At 62.1% G+C, this 14561-nt stretch carries 16 protein-coding genes and 1 tRNA gene; 9 read left to right on the top strand and 8 right to left on the bottom strand.

Annotation, left to right across the window (positions count from 1 at the left end; translation table 11 throughout):
- The first annotated feature begins 57 nt into the window (after positions 1 to 57).
- The 4 genes from NKI70_RS31415 (at position 58) to NKI70_RS31400 (ending at position 4256) form a co-directional block, all read left to right on the top strand.
- Positions 58 to 1026, top strand: a complete 969-nt coding sequence (locus NKI70_RS31415) for a rhizopine catabolism ABC transporter substrate-binding protein (protein WP_352571758.1) — start codon at positions 58 to 60, stop codon at positions 1024 to 1026.
- A 148-nt stretch (positions 1027 to 1174) separates the two neighbouring features.
- Positions 1175 to 2290 carry an ABC transporter permease gene (locus NKI70_RS31410; RefSeq protein ID WP_352465372.1) on the top strand — a complete coding sequence of 372 codons (1116 nt, stop codon included), beginning with the start codon at positions 1175 to 1177 and terminating at the stop codon, positions 2288 to 2290.
- 14 nt (positions 2291 to 2304) lie between these two features.
- Complete coding sequence (locus tag NKI70_RS31405) at positions 2305 to 3117, top strand: ATP-binding cassette domain-containing protein (protein WP_023675815.1); 813 nt, start codon at positions 2305 to 2307, stop codon at positions 3115 to 3117.
- Between the two features lie 32 nt (positions 3118 to 3149).
- Positions 3150 to 4256 (top strand): Gfo/Idh/MocA family protein, encoded by a 1107-nt coding sequence (locus NKI70_RS31400; protein WP_352726074.1) that lies wholly within the window; start codon positions 3150 to 3152, stop codon positions 4254 to 4256.
- A gap of 25 nt (positions 4257 to 4281) precedes the next feature.
- Here NKI70_RS31400 and NKI70_RS31395 read toward each other — a convergent pair whose 3' ends face one another.
- Both NKI70_RS31395 and NKI70_RS31390 read right to left on the bottom strand, forming a co-directional pair.
- Positions 4282 to 5055: a FadR/GntR family transcriptional regulator gene (locus NKI70_RS31395; RefSeq protein WP_352726072.1), complete on the bottom strand. Its 774-nt coding sequence runs from the start codon at positions 5053 to 5055 to the stop codon at positions 4282 to 4284.
- A gap of 30 nt (positions 5056 to 5085) precedes the next feature.
- Complete coding sequence (locus NKI70_RS31390) at positions 5086 to 6087, bottom strand: LysR family transcriptional regulator (RefSeq protein WP_352726070.1); 1002 nt, start codon at positions 6085 to 6087, stop codon at positions 5086 to 5088.
- A gap of 110 nt (positions 6088 to 6197) precedes the next feature.
- Between NKI70_RS31390 and NKI70_RS31385 the strand changes: the two genes are divergently transcribed.
- The 3 genes from NKI70_RS31385 (at position 6198) to NKI70_RS31375 (ending at position 8227) form a co-directional block, all read left to right on the top strand.
- On the top strand, positions 6198 to 6812 hold the full coding sequence (locus NKI70_RS31385; protein WP_352726068.1) for a nitroreductase family protein: 615 nt from the start codon (positions 6198 to 6200) through the stop codon (positions 6810 to 6812).
- Positions 6809 to 7666 carry an EamA family transporter gene (locus tag NKI70_RS31380; protein ID WP_352726066.1) on the top strand — a complete coding sequence of 286 codons (858 nt, stop codon included), beginning with the start codon at positions 6809 to 6811 and terminating at the stop codon, positions 7664 to 7666. The genes NKI70_RS31385 and NKI70_RS31380 overlap by 4 nt, the downstream gene beginning before the upstream one ends.
- A 72-nt stretch (positions 7667 to 7738) precedes the next feature.
- A complete protein-coding gene (locus NKI70_RS31375; protein WP_352726064.1) occupies positions 7739 to 8227 on the top strand; it encodes a nucleoside deaminase in 489 nt (162 codons plus the stop codon).
- A gap of 130 nt (positions 8228 to 8357) precedes the next feature.
- On the opposite strand, the gene NKI70_RS31370 is transcribed toward NKI70_RS31375, so the two are convergent.
- From NKI70_RS31370 to NKI70_RS31355, 4 genes are all read right to left on the bottom strand, one after another.
- The gene (locus NKI70_RS31370; protein WP_352726062.1) at positions 8358 to 8648 is read right to left on the bottom strand and encodes a hypothetical protein; all 291 of its coding nucleotides are present in this window, start codon (positions 8646 to 8648) and stop codon (positions 8358 to 8360) included.
- A 444-nt stretch (positions 8649 to 9092) separates the two neighbouring features.
- Positions 9093 to 9467 (bottom strand): hypothetical protein, encoded by a 375-nt coding sequence (locus NKI70_RS31365; RefSeq protein ID WP_352726060.1) that lies wholly within the window; start codon positions 9465 to 9467, stop codon positions 9093 to 9095.
- A 59-nt stretch (positions 9468 to 9526) separates the two neighbouring features.
- Positions 9527 to 9597 (bottom strand) — tRNA-Leu (locus NKI70_RS31360).
- 142 nt (positions 9598 to 9739) lie between these two features.
- Positions 9740 to 10222 carry a MarR family winged helix-turn-helix transcriptional regulator gene (locus NKI70_RS31355; RefSeq protein ID WP_352726058.1) on the bottom strand — a complete coding sequence of 161 codons (483 nt, stop codon included), beginning with the start codon at positions 10220 to 10222 and terminating at the stop codon, positions 9740 to 9742.
- A gap of 109 nt (positions 10223 to 10331) precedes the next feature.
- Between NKI70_RS31355 and NKI70_RS31350 the strand changes: the two genes are divergently transcribed.
- Complete coding sequence (locus tag NKI70_RS31350; RefSeq protein WP_352726056.1) at positions 10332 to 10736, top strand: VOC family protein; 405 nt, start codon at positions 10332 to 10334, stop codon at positions 10734 to 10736.
- A gap of 100 nt (positions 10737 to 10836) precedes the next feature.
- Here the strand turns inward: NKI70_RS31350 and NKI70_RS31345 are convergent, their stop codons facing one another.
- Positions 10837 to 11733 (bottom strand): NAD-dependent epimerase/dehydratase family protein, encoded by an 897-nt coding sequence (locus NKI70_RS31345; RefSeq protein ID WP_352726054.1) that lies wholly within the window; start codon positions 11731 to 11733, stop codon positions 10837 to 10839.
- A gap of 146 nt (positions 11734 to 11879) precedes the next feature.
- On the opposite strand from NKI70_RS31345, the gene NKI70_RS31340 reads away from it, so the two are divergent.
- Positions 11880 to 12818, top strand: a complete 939-nt coding sequence (locus tag NKI70_RS31340; RefSeq protein WP_352726052.1) for an NAD(P)-dependent oxidoreductase — start codon at positions 11880 to 11882, stop codon at positions 12816 to 12818.
- Between the two features lie 747 nt (positions 12819 to 13565).
- On the opposite strand, the gene NKI70_RS31335 is transcribed toward NKI70_RS31340, so the two are convergent.
- Complete coding sequence (locus NKI70_RS31335) at positions 13566 to 14345, bottom strand: FadR/GntR family transcriptional regulator (RefSeq protein WP_352458921.1); 780 nt, start codon at positions 14343 to 14345, stop codon at positions 13566 to 13568.
- Positions 14346 to 14561: the final 216 nt, after the last annotated feature.

Here is a 14561-nt window from a genome sequence, read left to right as displayed (position 1 = left end):
GCGGCCGGAAAACGGCGCCAGAGGGATTGGAACTGCAACGACAAATGGGAGAATAAGATGAAAACTCTTCTGAAAGTGGCATTGGGCGCCTTCGTTTCGGCGGGCCTGATGACAGGCATTGCGTATGCTGCGGGGCTCAAGGATCCGAAGGACGTGCGCATCACCTTCGTGGTGCATGGGTCGGCGTCCGATCCCTATTGGTCGGTGGTCAAGCGCGGCGTCGACGACGCGGCCGCCCTTACCGGCGCCAAGGTCGAATATTACGCGCCGCAGGTCTTCGACGTGGTCGAGCAGGCCCGGCTTCTCGACGCCGCCATCGCCACCAAGCCGGACGGTATCGCCGTCTCCATCGCCGACGCCAATGCGCTCGGCAAATCGGTCAAATCCGGGCTTGCCGCCAATATTCCCATGGTGGTTCTGGATTCCGGCGAAAAGGAAGGCGCCGAGCTCGGCACGACGCTCTATGTCGGCACCGTTTCCGAATATGATTCCGGCAAGAAGGCCGGCGAGCGGCTGGCCAAGGAAGGCACGCTCAAGGTCGTCTGCATCAACCACGAGGTCGGCAATGTCAGCCTCGACCAGCGCTGCCAGGGCCTCAATGACGGGCTGAAGCCCTCCGGCGGCGGCACCGAGGTTCTGGCCGTGGCGCCGGATCCGGCCGACATCCAGCGCCGCACCGAGGCCTATCTGTCGGCGCATCCGGACACACAGGCGGTCTTTGCGCTTGGCGCCACCGCCGCCAATCCGCTGATCCCGATGTTCCGCGACAAGGAACTGTTCGGCAAGCTCAAGCTCTACACATTCGACATCAGCCCGGAGGTCCTCGACTCGGTCGTGGCCGGCGAAATGGGCTTCGGCATGGACGCCCAGCAATATCTGATGGGCTATCTGCCGGTGATCTATCTGGTCGAGCAGGCGACGCACGGCTTCTGGCCGCAGAACAACGCCTATACCGGACCGCTGTTCATAGACTCGCCGGAAAAAGCCAAGGCGATCCTGGCGCTCGCCAAAGAGGGCATCCGCTAAGCCAGCACTCCGACGGAACGGGAGAATGCGCCAAGCGCTCTCCCGATCCGTTCGAAGATTGCGAATTGAGCGATTGGAGAGCCTAATGGCGGTCGTGGAAGACAAGGCGATACCTCCAGCCGAACTGAAGGCGACCGACCGCTTCGGCATGACGTCGAAGCGGGCCGCCGGCGCCGACGAGCGGCTGGCCAGCACCGGCAAGCTGACCCAGTGGCTGCGCCGGCCGGAAGCCGGTGCCGCCGGTGGGCTGCTTGCGACGATCATCATCTTTGCGCTGCTGCCGGGCGCGGCGAACCTCTATTCGCTGCAGGGATCGATGACCTTCCTGACGCTGTCGGCGGAGCTCGGCATCGTCGCCACCGCGGCAGCACTCCTCATCATCGCCGGCGAGTTCGATCTTTCGGTCGGCTCCATGGTCGGCTTTGCCGGTGTCGTCATCGGGCTGACGGTGAAGTACTGGGGCCTGCCGCTATGGGGTGGCATCGCCTGTGCCTTCGCCGTTGCCATCCTCACCGGCTATCTCAACGGCCTGATCGTGGTGAAGACGCGCCTGCCCTCCTTCATCGTCACGCTCGCCACGCTCTATATCCTGCGCGGATTGTCGATCGGCATCACCCGCGCCGTCACCGGCCGCACCCAGATCCCCTACATACTCGAAGGCGTACCGGACCCGGCAACGGCCGGCATTTTCAACGGCCATCTGCTCACCGGCCTGTTCCGCTGGATGGGCGCGCAAGGCTGGATCGCCACCCGCAGCGACGGCATTCCCTTCGTCGCCGGCATTCCGATGTCGATCGTCTGGTGGCTCGGCCTGACGGCGCTGGCCGGCTACGTGCTTACCCAGACGAAATACGGCAACTGGATCTTCGCCACCGGCGGCGACCTGATCGCAGCCCGCAACGTCGGCGTGCCGGTCGATCGCGTCAAGATCAGCCTGTTCGTCTACACCGCCTGCGCGGCGACGCTGCTTGCGACCATCCAGGTGATGGAGGCGGGCTCCGCCGACACCACGCGCGGCCTGCTCAAGGAATTCGAGGCGATCATCGCCGCCGTCATCGGCGGCGTGCTGCTCACCGGCGGCTACGGCACCGTCTATGGCGTGCTGTTCGGCGCGCTGATCTTCGGGCTGGTGCAGATGGGCATCTTCTACACCGGCATCGACACCGACTGGTTCAAGGTCTTCCTCGGCATCGTCATCCTGATGGCCGTGCTGGTCAACAACTACATCAGGCTGAAGGCGCTCGGCCGCGGAGGTGGCAAATGACCGAACCGGCCCAAATGACCGAACCGGCAATGGAACTGCGCGGCGTCAGCGTCAATTTCGGCTCGGTGCGCGCCCTCCAGGACATCGACATCAAGGTCTATCCGGGCGAGGTCCACTGCCTGCTCGGCGATAACGGCGCCGGCAAGTCGACACTGATCAAGGTTCTGTCCGGCGTCTACCGGCCGAGCAAGGGCGAAATCCTGGTCGACGGCAAGCCGGTCACCTTCCGCAGCCCGCGCGACGCGCAGGAGCTCGGCGTGGCAACGGTGTTCCAGGACCTCGGCATGATCTCGCTGATGTCGATCACCCGTAACTTCTTCCTCGGCCGCGAGCCGACCAAAAGCAGCCTGCCCTTCTCGCGCATCGACAAGGAGCGCGCCAACACCATCGCCAGGCAGGCGATGGCCGATATCGGCATCGACGTGCGCGATCCGACGCAGGCCGTCGGCACGCTGTCGGGCGGCGAGCGCCAGTCGGTGGCGATCGCCCGGGCCGTGCATTTTGGCGCGCGCGTGCTGATCCTCGACGAGCCGACCTCCGCACTCGGCGTCCACCAGGCGGCGATGGTGCTGAAATTCATCATCGAAGCGCGCATGCGGGGCCTGGCCGTGATCTTCATCAGCCACAACATCCACCATGCCTATCCGGTCGGCGACACCTTCACGCTGCTCAACCGCGGCCGCAATCGCGGCACCTACGCCAAGTCCGAGATCTCACGCGACGAGGTCATCTCGATCATGTCGGGCGGCGAGGATCTGAAGGCGGTCGAGGCGGAGATTGCCGGCCTGCTCGCCCAGATCGGCAACCGGCCGCCTGCGGCGCCTTGAGCTGACAATCGGACATTGCGGGGAATGATGGCATGAGCAGGATACGCGTCGGGGTCGTCGGCGCCGGCATGATCTCGCAGGTCGAGCATATCCCCAATCTGCTGCGCCTGGGTGAATTGTTCGAGCTGGTCGGCGTCGCCGATCCCTCGAGGATTTCGCGGCAGTTCGTCACCGACACCCATGGCATTGCCAATTTCGAAACGATCGACCAGCTCTTCGACCAACGCCTCGACGCGGTGGTGATCGGCTCGCCGGACCCGCTACATCACGAACAGGTGCTGGCGACGCTGGCGCGGGGCCTGCATGTCTTTTGCGAAAAGCCGCTCTGCTATTCGCTGGCGGAAATCGCCGAGATCGTCGCCGCGCGCGATGCCGCCAGGAAAATCATGCAAGTCGGCTATATGAAGCGCTTCGATCCGAGCTACCGGCTGGCGCTCGCTTCGCTGCCTGGAACATCAAGCACGCTGCGCGCGGTCTCGGTGGAAGTGAAGGATCCCGACGCCTGGCCGTTCATCGCCCATCAGCCCTACAGGCGCGGTACCGATATCCCAAAAGACATGATCGCCGCTGTCGCGGCCAAGCAGAAGCGCCAGGTCGAAGACGCCATCGGTGTTCCCGGGACCGACCTCGCTTTCCGTGGATTTACCGGTGCTTACAGCTCGGCCTTGATTCACGACGTCAATGCCGTCCACGGCCTGCTCGACGCGCTCGGCGTGCCGGACGGCGAGGTCGTCGGCGCGCAGATCTTTGCCAATGGCGACGGCGGCCAGGGCGCCGTCAAGCTGCTGGATGGGCAGGCGCTGTGGACCATGACCCACCTCACCGTGCCCAAGCTCGCCGACTACAAGGAGCGGATCACGCTGTTCTTCGACGATGCCAGCCTCGAGCTCGAATTCCCCTCGCCCTGGCTCAACCATCATCCGACCCGGCTGACGGTGACGACCTCGGACGGTCACACGCTGTCGAAGAAAGATTTGCGTGCCGGTTACGCCGAAGCCTTCGTCGAAGAGATGCGTGGCTTCTGGGCAGCGATCGTCAATGGCGATGCGGTCGTCAACCCAGCCGAACACGCCGCCCGCGACCAGGCGCTGCTGATCGGGCTGACCCGGCGGCATCTCGCGACCGCACCCTTCGACTGAGCACTCCACCTGTAGCCGAACGGCGCTATCTGGACTTGATGACGCTGTCGGTATTGGCCAGCAGCTTGCGCACCGCATTGCGCGCCGCGTCCGGCCGCTGCAGACGGATGCTCTTCTCGATTACCTCATGCAGCCTCTGCGCATGCTGCAAATCGTCGAGTTCCCGCGTGGTATAAGCAAATAGATGATCGAATGCTGATTCGATCAGCACGCCGAGCGGCACCAGCAGGTCGTTGCCCGAGGCCCGCAGGATGGCGAGATGAAAACGCGTGTCGGCGCGCGTGCGCTCCTGCAGGTTGGTCGCCTCGCCCATCTCGCGGCAGGCCTGGCTGATCTCGGCCATCTGCTCGTCGGTGCGCCGCATGGCGGCAAAAGCGCTGGCCTCCGGCTCGATGATGTGGCGGAACTCCTGCACCGTCCGGAGGAACACCTCGCGGTCCGGCGAGGTCGCATACCAGGCCAGCACGTCGCGATCGAGCAGGTTCCAGCGTTCCTTCGGCTCGACCCAGCTGCCGATTTTGGGACGTGACGACAGCAAGCTCTTCGCCATCAGCATTTTTATGGCTTCGCGCACCGCCGAGCGGCTGACGTCGAAGGTCTCGGACCATTTGGCTTCGTTGGGCAGGATGGTTCCCGGCGGATAATCGCCGCGCACGATCCTCAGCCCGATTTCGTTGGCGAGCGACGCATGCACGCTCGAGCCCGGCATGCGCGCCGCATCGGCCCGGCGGATACCGCTCGTGCGTTCGGCGAACGCCTCGGCCGCTGTCTTTCCCTTATTCGGCTTCGCGTCCTGCATGGCTCCACAAAGTCCGGATTTGGAGGCGTGTCAAGGAGATGAAATCGCCGGCAATATCTCAGCTTGATTTTCCGCATCCGTCGCCTCGCCGACACCGCGCTTTGCCGAGCCTTCACGCCGGGGAGGCACGAACGGCTTCTCCTTGTCCCGACTGAATTCCTCGATCAGGAAATCAAGGAAGACGCGGATTTTCGGGGCGAGATGCTGGCGTGCCGGATAGACCGCGTAGAGCGTGGTTTCGACCTTTTCCCAGTCATCCAGAGCCGATTGCAGCCGGCCTGCTTTCAGGTCGCTCTCGACATAGGGATAAGGGATCAGGCTGACGCCGAAGCCGGCGCGCAGCGCGTCGCGCACGGCAAGGCTTGACGAGACCGAATATCGTCCGTCGATGGCGATCCGCTCGGCCCGGCCGTCCTTGCGGAACTCCCATATGTCCGCATGCCCCGAGAGGCTGAACCGGATGCAATTGGCCGCCTTCAAATCGGCGGGCGTCTTGGGCCGGCCATGCTCCTCGAAGTAGCACGGAGCTGCGCAAAGCACGTGCGGCATGACCGCAAGCTTTCTCGCGACCAGGCTGGAATCCTCGAGATTGTCGCTGCCGCGAATGGCCAGGTCAAATCCCTCCCGCACGATATCGACGCGCCTGTCGTCAAGATGCAGATCGAGCTTCAAATCGGGGTAGCGCGATAGAAACGCGGGGATGGCAGCCGAAAGCCGCGTCAACGTCACAGTCATCGGCGCGCTGACCCGCAACGTGCCGCTCGGCGCCGTCTTGATCGGGCCGAGCACCTGGTCGGCCCTGGCCAGCGCATCGAGCCCATGCGTGACATGCTCCAGGTAGATCCTGCCCTCTTCGGTCAGCGCCATGCGCCGCGTTGTCCGGTTGATGAGCCGCACCCCCAGATGCGCCTCCAGCTCGGCGATGTTCTTGCTGACCGCGGGAGGCGAGAGACCGAGCCGCCGTCCGGCTTCGGCAAAGCTGTTCAGTTCCGTCACATGGCGGAAAACCTGCAGCGCAGTCAGGCGATCCATCGTACCATTCTCTTCCAGTAAATAATGTCTTGCACTTGTTGCATATTATCGCTCCTCGGTAAATTCTCTATCTGCTTCCCGAACGACTTTCTCAGTTTCGGAATGACATGATGACCAACCCCGCAATCTCCCTTATCGAGCGGCGCATATCGGCCAATCGGTTCGATGCCTCGTACGCATTGACCGATGCCGAGGTCGAGGAACTGGCACGTCTCGCAACGCGCGCGCCAACCGCCTACAACCTTCAGAATTGGCGGTTCATCGCGGTGCGGACGCCGGAAGCAAAGGCGCGGTTGCGAAGCGTGGCCCACGGCCAGGTGAAGGTGCAGGAAGCAGCGGTCACCTTCATCATCTGCGGCGTACTCCCCGACCACGCTGCCCTCGATGCAAGGCTGCGTCCTTTCGTCGAAGCCGGCTTCATGCCGGCGGATATGGCTTCGGGCTGGCGGGAGGGCGCCCGCGCCCAATATGCCGATCCTCTAGCGGCCCGCGACGAAGCCGTGCGCTCGGCAACGCTTGGCGCCGCAACGCTGATTTTCGCGGCCGAAGCGCTGGGGCTCGTCTCCGGTCCGATGGCAGGCTTCGATGCCGAAGGCGTGGCGCGCGAGTTTGGCCTTGCGCGCAATGAAGTGCCGGTGATGCTCATCGCCGTCGGCCGCGCCGCGCCTGGAAACTGGCCGCAAAAGCCGCGCCGCCCTCTTGCCGAAGTTCTGGAAATCTTATGAAAACGCACCGTTCCGATCTGCTGCTTACAGCCATCGCACCCGCGATATGGGGCAGCACTTATATCGTCACCACGCAGTTCCTGCCGAAATTCTCGCCGATGACGGTCGCAATGCTGCGAGCCCTGCCCGCCGGATTGCTGCTGCTGGCGATCGTTCGGCAACTGCCAACGGGCATATGGTGGCTGCGCAGTTTCGTTCTCGGAGCCCTCAACATCTCGATCTTCCTGAGCATGTTGTTTGTCGCCGCCTACCGGCTTCCGGGCGGGGTCGCGGCGACCGTGCTGTCGGTCCAGCCATTGATTGTGATTTTCCTCGCTGCTGCCCTGCTTGCCAGCCCTGTCCGCCGGTTGGCGATCCTCGCCGCCCTTGTCGGGATCGCCGGTGTTGCATTACTGGTGCTGACCCCGAACGCGACGCTCGATGCGGTCGGCGTTGCCGCCGGCCTCGCCGGGGCGGCCTCAATGGCCTTCGGAAGCGTGTTGAGCCGCAAGTGGCAGCCGCCAGCATCGCTGCTCGCCTTTACGGCATGGCAACTGACTGCCGGTGGTCTCCTTCTAGTTCCGGTGGTCCTGCTTTTCGAACCACCCATCCCGTTCCCGACCGCGGCCAACCTGCTTGGACTGGTGTGGCTCGGCCTGATCGGTGCGGCGCTGACTTATGTTCTCTGGTTCCGGGGCATTGCGCGGCTGGAATCCGCAGTGGTGTCATCGCTGCTTTTCCTCAGCCCGGTGACCGCCGTGCTGCTTGGATGGGTATTCCTGGATCAGACACTGACCTTGCCCCAAATCGCCGGCGTCGTTTTCGTCATCGGCAGCATCTGGCTGGCTCAACGCCCTAGTCGCAACGAGTCCTGAGCCTTGCTTGTTGACTTGAGTCGACGGATTGTTCGGCACTATCATCAAGCGGCACTGCCGGAGGGTCTGCCGATGCCACAACGCCCTTATGATGAGCGCCTGCTCCGTCAGGCGTTCGAAGTGGCGCGCAGGGCCCGCGATGCCGGCGAACATCCCTTTGGTTCGCTGCTCGCCGACAAGGACGGCAATGTGTTGCGCGAGCAGCCCAACGCTTACAAAGCCCACGGGGGCGACCGCACCGCTCATGCCGAAAGGCTGCTGGCCTCGTGGGCGGGGATGAATGTCAGCCTCGAAAAGCTGGCTTCCTGCACCCTCTACACGTCGGCCGAACCTTGCGCGATGTGCTCCGGGACAATCTATTGGGCGGGCATCGGACGGGTCGTCTTTGGGCAGAGCGAACACGACCTCAAGCGGTTGACGGGCGCACATGTCGAGAATCCCACGCTCGACCTGCCCTGCAGGATCGTCTTCGAAGCCGGGCAGCGTCCGACCGAAGTCGTCGGCCCGCTGCTTGCCGATGAAGCGGCGCAACTCCAGGCCGAATTCTGGGAAGACAAGTAGGGTCAGGACTCGTTGATTCAAAGGCAGAGAAAGGCGGCCTCATCAATCGGACCAACGCCAGCGGCTTCTTGCTGGCGGATAAAGTCCTCTAGTCGCCCTTCTTTTTGAGCCTTGGCTAAGGTAAGCATTTCTACGTCACAGCCCTTCGGATTGCCTGCTTCACTGTCTTAGGATCGGCCGACAAATGGACAGCGACGAGGGCTGCAAGAGCGTCAATCTCATCGAGCCAACCGTTCCGTTCGAAGCCGATTACCTTGGCCCCGCAAGCCGAATTGTCCTCGACGGCATAGTCGAGTTCAAGGCCGTTGGGCATCCCATCGCCTTCATAGTCGGTGAACTCGCCGCGCACGATGCGAAGAACGTCGACCGGGCGGTCATAGTCGACGCGCAGAGATGATGGGCCTCTATTGGTCATTGCCATCGGCGGTACCATCGCCACTTTGAACCCACAGTATGTCATGCTTGTTCAAGTCCTTAAAGTCGCCGCGATGGCCCATCGAGGCTACGACAGGCATTGGGCTTCCGCTTGGGTCTACAAATACCACATATGGGGACCCACGGGTACTCCGAGCGGTACCAGCGTTAACGAACGCCAAATAGCCTGGATTTGAGGTGCCTCTCACGATGGCGGTCGGATTTGCCAAAGAGTCAATCGCGCGTTGCCGGGTGGTCGCATCCTTCCGGTCAACAGGCACGTGTAGGTCATACGTGTCTTCATAACACACAACCTTCTTTGCACCTTCGTACGGCGTTTCGGTGACAAAATAAGGTTGGCGGACAAAAGTTCCAGAATCCGGCGCTGTTGACGCCAAGGGGACATCGATGGCTGCGATCTTAGGCGTGTCCGGCACGGTAGGCTTGCCGCTCAAAATCGCGACTTGTTTGGCGCAGATGCGGCGGCTTTCGCTTCCTCAGATACCTTCCGCGTGAACTCTGTCTCCAACGGGCCCCACTCTTTCTCATGCTGATCCACAACGGCTTTCAGGATCAGCGCCAAATCCTTTGCCGCTTGCGGGCTCATATCGAGCCCGAGCACATCAACCAAAGCTCCAGCGTGGATTCTTTCATTCCCGTTGGTAAAATTCACGGCCTGAATGCGAGAAAAGACCAAATTAAAATTGACAGGGCTGGGAGCGACGCGAACCGACGAAACGTAAAATAAAGGAATGTTGACCAACTCTGGCGTCGCGCCTGCCGCGACCATTTTCTCTACGTCTGCCAAAGTCTTCTGCTCAACCATGATTGCTCCCCCTTTAGTATGAGGGAAACATATCACACGTTTTCTTGGGCTTGGAAAGAAGGGGATGGCCGGATTCGAACCGACGACCCCTCGCTTCTTAAACGAGTGCGCTACCAGCTGCGCTACACCCAGATAGACGATAGGCTAGGTGCCTACCCGGACCACATATGAGAATTCCTATTACGGTTTACAAGCCCACTTGTTCCAAGGGGATAATGTCCAAAAATTGTAGATCGGTTCGGCGTTACCGTGAACGACAAAACAGTTCTAATTCAAAGGCCGGTGAGCAATTTCTTAAGTAGAGCGTTAAGAGTTTCCTGCTCCGCCGGCGTCAGCACGGAGATTAGTTGCTCTTCCAGCGCCACCATTGGACCGATCAAATCGTCTATCGCGCGCTTGCCGCCAGTCGTTAGCGCAATTTGCTTGCCGCGCCGGTCGTTGGGATCGGGGCGTCGTTCAACCAGCCCAGCGCGCTCCAGCCGGTCCAGGCGGCTTGTCATGCCGCCCGAGGAGATCATTGCCGATTCGTAGAGCTGAGTAGGTGAAAGCATATAGGGTTCACCGGCGCGCCTGAGCGGCGTGAGCACATCGAACTCACCTACATTCAGGCCTGCTTCTTTGAGCAACGGATTCATGTGATCGCGGATGACCCGTGCGGCGGCATCAAGCAGACGACCTACCGTTTCAACAGGTAACGACGGAAGATCGGGGCGCTCGCGGGCCCATTGCTTAGCTGCGGCCTCGGCGCGATCCATGGCAAAATATTCCCTCGTCAAAATGTATCTTGCAATCAAGATACATTGCATCTACTTACATTGCAGCAAGACAATAGGGCAGCGCGCAGCCCTGGAGAAGGAGAAATCGATGCCCAAAATGATTTTCGTGAACCTGCCTGTCCGTGACCTGTCGGCGTCGACGGCGTTCTACGTGGCGCTAGGCGGCACTGTGAACCCGCAGTTTTCGGGCGAGAAATCCACCTCGCTCATGTTCTCGGACACGATCGGGGTGATGCTGCTGACCCATGACCACTACCGCGAATTCACCAAACGCCCAATCGGCGACGCACGGCGCGACAGCCACGCAATGATCGTCCTCACTGTCGATAACCGCGACGCCGTCGATGCAACACTGACCAGCGCGGTTGCGGCGGGCGGTCGCGCCGATCCCAACCCGGCACAGGATCTTGGCTTCATGTATAACCGCCACATTGAAGACCCGGATGGCTATGTCTGGGAAATCGTATGGATGAACCCGACGGCGAACGCCTGAACGTAGGGTGTGGGCGCATCGGTAGCAGCGGGTGTGAGCCTGGAGTCGTGACGAGCAATTCGGGGCTGGCCCAGTGCCGGTTCCGCGTCAGCTGCCTCCGTCAGGTCGTCTTGACGTATTTCCGCCAGCTGTGCTCCGGCCGGAAGCCGAGCATGTCCCGCGCCTTGCGGTTGGAGAGCAGCGTCTCGTATTCACCAAGTTCACCCTTGACCGGCACATCGGGATAAAACCGCTTCAGGAGTTCGGCTGTCGGCAGATCGGACGAGGTGTCGTCGTTGGCCGCGTTGAACACCTGATAGCCGAGCCCGTCCTTTTCGATGGCGCGCAGCGTGATCTGGCCGAGATCGCGCGCGTCGATATAGCTCCAGGCGATGCGCTTGCGGAAACCTGGATCGGCGAACCATTTCGGAAACAGCGAATATTCGTGCGGCTCGATGACGTTGCCGATGCGCAAGGCATAAATGTCGAAGCCGCTGCGCAGCGCAAAGGCGCGCGCCGTCTTCTCGTTGACGACCTTGGACAGCGCGTAGCTGTCCATCGGGTCGACGTCGTACGCCTCGTCGAGCGGAAAATGCGTCGGGTTGCGCGGCTCGTTGGCGAATACCAGCCCGTAGGTCGTTTCGCTGGAGGCGATCACCACCTTGCGGATGCCGAGCTTCACCGCGGCCTCGATGACGTTGTAGGTGCCGAGCGCGTTGATGCGGAACACCTCATTGTCGGGCGTGATCATGATGCGCGGGATCGCCGCGAAATGCACTACGGCATCGACCGGCTGCGTGCGCAGCGACGGGTCGAATTCATGCAGGCCGATATAGCTCGACAGCGCATTGAACACCTGCCCGCTGTCGGTAATGTCGGTGATCAGCGTGCGCACCTTGGGATTGTCGAGCGGCTTGGTGTCGATGTTGAGCACCTGGCAGCCCTGCTCGACCAGATACTGCACGACGTGGCGCCCGGCCTTGCCGCTGCCGCCGGTGAACATGATCCGCTTCGTCATTTTGCTCTCCCTAAGATTCATGTGTATTGTCAGACAATACCGAACTCTGCAATCGCCTGCCATGGCATGCGGCAAAAACCCGCTTCAACAATTCGCCGGCAATGTGCACCGCCGTCATCCATCATTGCAAAATAGGAAGAAACGACATGAACACGACCGCCGCGAGCGAAAAGATCGGCTTCATCGGGCTCGGCCTGATGGGGCACGGGATAGCAAAGAACATCGTCGACAAGGGCTATCCGCTGACGTTTCTCGGCCGCAAGAACCGCACGCCGGCAGAAGACCTGCTCGGCCGCGGCGCCAAGGAAGCGGCAACCTCGCACGACGTCGCGGCGGCATCCGATATCGTCTTCATCTGCGTCACCGGCTCGCGCGAGGTCGAAGCCATCATCCGCGGCCCAGGCGGTCTCAAGGAAGGCCTGAAGCCGGGATCGGTTGTCGTCGATTGCTCGACCTCGGATCCTGTCTCGACGGTGGCGCTGGCCGCCGAACTCAAGGCGCTCGGAGTCGATTATGTCGATGCCCCGCTCAGCCGCACCCCGAAGGAGGCTTGGGAAGGCACGCTCGATGCCATGGTCGGCGCGCCCGACGCGGTCTTTGCCCGGCTGAAGCCGGTGCTCGAAACCTGGGCCGGGCGCATCGTCCATATCGGCGATACCGGCGACGGCCATCGCATGAAGCTGCTCAACAATTTCATCTCGCTCGGCTACGCCGCGATCTATTCCGAGGCGCTGGCGCTGGCGCAGAAGGTCGGCATCTCGCCGCCGCGCTTCGACAGCGTCATCCGCAACGGCCGCATGGATTGCGGCTTCTACCAGACCTTCATGCGCTGGACGCTGGAAGGCGACCGCGACGCGCACAAATTCACCATCGCCAATGCCTTCAAGGACCTCACCTATCTCGAATCGATGGCGGGTGCTGCCGGCATCGCCAACCCGCTCGGCAACGCCACCAAGAACGCCTTCGCCGGCGCCTTCGCGGCCGGCCCCGCCGACCAGTATGTGCCGATGCTGGCGACGCATATCGGCAAGGTCAACGGCGTCGACCTGATGCCGACCAGGGATGGCAAGAAGCAGACGATCTGAGGCTTGTGCGATACGCCCGGTACACTGCCTTCAATCGAGGCCGGCGCTGCCCCTCATCACCCTGCCGGGTACTTCTCCCCGTATAGTGACGGGGAGAAGGACGCCTTCGCCAATGATTTCGCCAACTGCCTGCGTTGCAAGCCAACTGCCTGCGTTGCAAGAACAGCCCCTTCTCCCCGTCACTATACGGGGAGAAGGTGGCGGCAGCCGGATGAGGGGCAGCACCAACCTATATGACAAATCAATAGCGCAACCGGGCAGATGACGTCGTCGGTGTTGTCGAAAAGTCGGTGCATTGCAACACGCAACGTCCGATCGAAGAGAAAGCCAGAAACAAAAAACCCGCCTCGGTGGGCGGGTCGTTGGAGCCAATTAGCACCATACCGAAATTAGTAGCATAGCTGCCGGCACAAAGCAAGAACAAAATATGCCCCCCGGTCGCACAAAGCTCAACGGTGTCGACGTCATGCCGGCCAAGGATGCGAAAAATGCAGACGATCTAAGCGCATGGGCAATGCGCACGGCGCGCTATTTTTCAATCAACGCCAGCGCCGCCCCTCATCGCCCTGCCGGGCACTTCTCCCCATATAGTGACGGGGAGAAGGACGCTTTCGCTGATGATTTCGCCAACTATTTCCATTGCAAAAGAGTGTGCCAAGATCGCGGCCAGCCCCTTCTCCCCGTCACTATACGGGGAGAAGGTGGCGGCAGCCGGATGAGGGGCGGCGCCGGACTTTGCGGTATAAATCACCGGCGCGACCGGCCGATGACATCGTCGGTGTTGGCAAGAAGCCTGTGCACCGCGGCGCGGGCTGCGGCGGGCCGCTGCAGGCGGATGTTCTTCTCGATCGCCTCGTGCAGTGCCTGCGCCCGCCGCTGATCGCTGGTCTCGCGGGTGACGAACTGGAACAAATGGTCGAGCGCCGATTCGATCAGCACGCCGAGCGGCACCAGCAGATCGTTGCCCGAGGCGCGCAGGATGGCGAGGTGAAACCGCGTGTCGGCGCGCGTGCGCTCCTGCAGATTGGTTGCCTCGCCCATCTCGCGGCAGGCCTGACTGATCTCGGCCATCTGCTCGTCGGTGCGCCGCATCGCGGCAAAGGCGCTGGCCTCCGGCTCGATGATGTGGCGGAACTCCTGCACGGTCCTGAGGAACACCTCGCGGTCCGGCGAGGTCGCATACCAGGCCAGCACGTCGCGATCGAGCAGGTTCCAGCGCTCCTTCGGCTCGACCCAGCTGCCGATTTTCGGGCGCGAGGCAAGCAGGCTCTTGGCCATCAGCATTTTTATGGCTTCGCGCACCGCCGAGCGGCTGACGTCGAAGGTCTCCGACCATTTGGCTTCGTTGGGCAGGATGGTTCCCGGCGGATAATCGCCGCGCACGATCCTCAGCCCGATTTCGTTGGCGAGCGAGGCATGCACGCTCGAGCCGGGAAAGTGCGCGGCATCGGCACGCCGAACGACGGCCGGCCGCTCAGCCTCTGCCTTGAATTTGGCGGGTCGCTTTTTTGATGTCGCGTCCGGCATTGGTATTCCCCGGCGGCTGCTTGTCGAAAGCCTGAACTCAGGGCACGACAAAGCAGCGGCCTACGCTCCAAAGCAGCGTCGCCTCGTGCGTTTTGTATGGACAGTGCGAACGGGGGGGCCCGCGCCGGGGGGCGCCCCAAAAAGCGCCCCCAAGAAGTGTGGGGGGGGTGGCCGGGGGGGGGTTTGGTTTGTGGGGGGCCGGGGGCACCGCGGGGT

Source organism: Mesorhizobium sp. M0500, assembly GCF_040321165.1.
GTDB lineage: Bacteria > Pseudomonadota > Alphaproteobacteria > Rhizobiales > Rhizobiaceae > Mesorhizobium.
This window is presented reverse-complemented; position numbering and strand designations above follow the sequence as displayed.